Source organism: Shewanella sp. SP1S2-4 (assembly GCF_031932075.1).
Lineage (GTDB): Bacteria > Pseudomonadota > Gammaproteobacteria > Enterobacterales > Shewanellaceae > Shewanella > Shewanella baltica.
In genome coordinates, this window is sequence record NZ_JAUOET010000053.1 from 1 (window position 1) to 3,994 (window position 3,994).

Annotated in this window: 2 protein-coding genes; both read left to right on the forward strand. The window is 46.2% G+C overall.

The genetic code is table 11. The annotated features are described in order from the left end of the window. The coding region (locus Q4Q52_RS22105) for an RHS repeat-associated core domain-containing protein (RefSeq protein ID WP_311991692.1) at positions 1–3,060 on the forward strand (3,060 nt) is incomplete at its 5' end. Continuing rightward, positions 3,060–3,434 (forward strand): hypothetical protein, encoded by a 375-nt coding sequence (locus tag Q4Q52_RS22110; RefSeq protein WP_253989326.1) that lies wholly within the window; start codon positions 3,060–3,062, stop codon positions 3,432–3,434. The genes Q4Q52_RS22105 and Q4Q52_RS22110, both read left to right, overlap by 1 nt. The last annotated feature ends 560 nt before the right edge of the window (positions 3,435–3,994 follow it).

Here is a 3,994-nt window from a genome sequence, read left to right on the forward strand (position 1 = left end):
GGTGCAGTGCTCACCTCGATAGATATCAACGGTGTGACCACCACCAATACCGTGAACTTTATCGGCAAAATCACCAGTAGCGGCAGCGCTAAAGGGGTCACAGTCGTTTCGCCAACCGTATATAGCAGTATGGAATGGTTAACTGGCAATTATGCCTACAGCGTCACGCAGCGCAGCAGCGGCCAACCGGAAACCATCAGCTATTTTGACAGCTTAAATCGAGAGGTGAAGACCGTTACGGCTGGATTTGCAGGGGATATTATTACTGCAAAACGCTATGACGTTAGAGGCAATTTGGTAAGCGAGACTCGGCCAACCCAATCCTATGGGGCGGCTGAAGTCGTGCAATATCAAGATTTTGACGTACTAGGCCGACCCAGTCGCAAATTGTATGACGACGGCATGGTCGCCTATCAATCGCAATACACGTATGTTGACGGCATTCGAACCGATATTAATGTCTCGGGGGACTTTAATCTCCAAATGAGTCGCAGCTATAACAGCTTGGGCCAATTGCTGAGTACAACCGATGCCAAAGGGCACAACAGCTATTTTGCCTATAATGCTGCAGGCTTACCGGTACTCATTCAAGATGTGCTCGGCAGTCGTATCACTGCGCAGTATGATGATTTGGGCCGCAAGGCATGGTTTGATGACCCCAATATGGGTAAGTGGTTATTCAGTTACAACCAGTTTGCTGAGTTAGCCACCCAAACTGATGCGCGTAATCTCGTCACCACGTTTACCTATGACAAACTGGGCAGACAAACAAAGCAAACCAATACCCAAACTACACGCACTTGGGTGTATGACACCACGGTCGGTAATGGCAAGTTGTATCAAGCCAGTGTCTCTGGGCACACCCAAACCCACAGTTACGATACCGTGGGGCGAATGATACAAACCATCACCCAAATGGGTGGCCTTAACTTAACTGAAAAGTATGTCTACGACAGTCAATTTGGCCGCCTCAAAGCGATAGCTTTCCCCAGTGGTGAGCATGTTGCTTACCGTTTCAATGATAACGGCTATCTGATTGAAGACTATCAACGCTTTACCGATGGCAGTGAATTGTCTCTGCGCACGGTTGAGTCGTACAGCGCCTTAGGGAGTGTCAACCAGCAACGATTCAGCAACGGTAAGATACAACAATTCTTCCGCAATGAAGCTGGCTCTCCACTTTCGATTTGTACCAGTAATAACGGCAGTTGTAGCACGGTCGGTATTCAGTATCTTAACTATGACTACGATGCTATGGGCAATCTGGTTCGGCAAGAAAATGCCATCGCTCGCTTTGCAGAGGATTATAGCTACGATGAACTGATGCGGGTCGATAATTCCACCAAAACCATTAAAGGCACCCCGTATGCGCCTATCAATTATGACTATGATGCCGCGGGGAATATTTTGGTCAAAGGCGATTATGGCAGCAGTTATCTCTATGGTAACGTGGGTAAAGGTTTAGGGGGTAATGCAGGCCCCAACGCGATAAGACAGTTTATTCGCGGCGGTACAACCTACAACTTTACCTATGATAACAATGGTAATCGGTTAATTGGCGATGGGGCGACCTTAACTTACGATGACCAAAACAAACCCTTAACTGTGGTGCGTAATGGCACCACCAGTACCTTTAGTTATGATGCGAATGGTCAGCGCTATAAACAGGTTAAGCAGCAAGGTAGCAGCATCACGACTACCTACTATGTGGGCAGTTTTGAACGTGAGGTCAGCAGCAGTGCCACCATCGATAAAACTTACATCGGTGACCACACTATCAAGATGAAAGCCCATGTGGGGAGCTTAGGCAATCAATCACCGTTTCAACATGTATTAAGGGACCACTTAGGCAGTGTCGATACCTTAATCGATGGGCAAACCGGCGCTGTCCTGCAATACCGGGGTTATGATGTGTTCGGTCGGCCACAGGATATTGCCGCAGGCAATGTATTACTGACAGCCTGGCAAGGCGTGACTAAGGGCTACACCAATCACGAGCATTTGAATGAGCAGCAGTTAATTCATATGAACGGGCGGATCTACGACTTCAATGTCGGCCGCTTCTTAAGTGTTGACCCGTTCTTGCAGTTCCCCGAGAACAGCCAAAGTGCTAACCCGTATTCGTATATCCTCAATAATCCGATGAGCGGCACAGACCCCACAGGATATGCAGCGACTGGTGGCGGTTGTAGTACAGGGTCAAATACAGGTTTTGAAGGCTTTTGTACCTCAGTGCAGTTGGCAGACACTGAGTCAAAGAAGAAAAATAAAGCAACGGTAGGTAACGGCGAAGCCAACGGTAAACTGACAATTTCTGGAGAAGCTAAAAGAGTTGGGGAAGTTGGCCTCCAATTAGAAAAATCAGGTGGTAAATTAGTATCGGGTCAAACAAACTTAGATGGTAGTGCTACTGCGACTTATAGCTTTGGGGGAGATTCTAGTGGAGGCTGGAGTTATGGCAAGTACAGTGACTTGTATGCCGAAACTGCATCAACAATTGCCAATGGTGCCGTAGCGGCAGTCGGTAACTTGATACCAGATATGGTAAACGGCATTGCTGACTGGACTGAACGTTTCCTTCATCAAGATTCAGGTTCGTTTGGCAGGATGGACCAGAGGGTTGATGTAGACAATGAAGTTGCCCAAGGAGTTGCTAATGACTTTAGGAAAGTTGGCTCAGTTTTACTTGCGAATACCCCTCTACGTGCAAGTTCCTCAACTTCAATGCGGTTACCTTCTGGTGGACTGTCTGGAAACATGGTTGCCCAGCCCAAGTTGCTATGGGGGCGAAGTGCAGAACAAATAGCTGCCACATTGACTGCTGAAGGTTACCAAGTAGCAGTACGGCAATCGACAAGAGGCTCTGGTAACGCAACAATTATCATCGTAGACGGACATAAACAAGTTACACAAATCCAAGTTCATGCAGGGGGGGGCCGACATGGCGGCGCATATTACAAAATATCTACCAGCACCCAAGGTAAAGTCTGGGTTGTTAATCCTGCAACATTCCGTGCCGACTCTAGCCAAAAAGGCACAATAGTAAGTGGAGTTAATTAATGGTTAGCGAACAATTTGAATGGGCGTTATTAGCACTGGCTCAACCTGCAAAAGTTCAACTTGGATTGTTTCCTGATTTTTCCAATGCGGCCGATGAGCTAGCATTAAGCTGGGAAGAAGCTTTGGAGGATACCAATTTGGATGAACTTCCTGATAGTGCAAGAAGCACTATCAAAGAGCTTGATGACTATATGCTATCTATTAGCGGTCAAGAGAATGCTGGACTGTGGACTAATGACTCGGTGTCAAATAGTGTTCAATGGGCGAAGATGAGAAAAATGGCTAACAAAGTAATTAAGGAGCTTGGTTGGATAAAGTCTTCTCCTCATAAGCCATCATGGGCAATTTATGTTCATGATGACGAATCTACTTAAATATAGAGAATGAACAGGCATCACACTTTTGGTCAATCGACAAAACAGGACAGCCAGATCTTTTTGATGTTCGATAACCCTTCGACTACAAAGAGACAGCAGGCATAACTCTTTTTGTTAATCAGCCCCATTTGCTTGGGGCTTTTTCTTGTCTGCAATTGGGCAATTCGACCAGCAGCCTGGGCAACTGTCGCCGGTAGAAGCGTTCAGTCTGTAACAGCCGTGTGTGCAATTCGGTGCAGTGCCGCTAATTAGTGGTGCTGGTGCAATTGATCGCTTCTGCTGTCTAAGAGTGATCACTTCTACCATTTTGAGCTGCTCAGCCTGCTGCGAGTTTTGACCAAATGAGTTTTGGAGATCACTCGCTTAAGTTCATGCAAGAAAATGGATAGCATGTTTATCGGGTTTAATACTAACGTTCAATAATCGCCTTACAAATATTAATCCGAAACCAATGAATTAGAGTAAAAAATCTAGCAAGGTTTTGTCCAAAAACGTGCTGTTTATTTCTTTAAAACTTACTGACTACGCCAATGCTAGAAAGGTGAGCCATGGTGATT

Excerpts from the sequence above, each read along its gene's own strand:
- Q4Q52_RS22110 (WP_253989326.1), top strand. The coding sequence starts at position 3,060 with ATGGTTAGCGAACAATTTGAATGGGCGTTATTAGCACTGGCTCAACCT.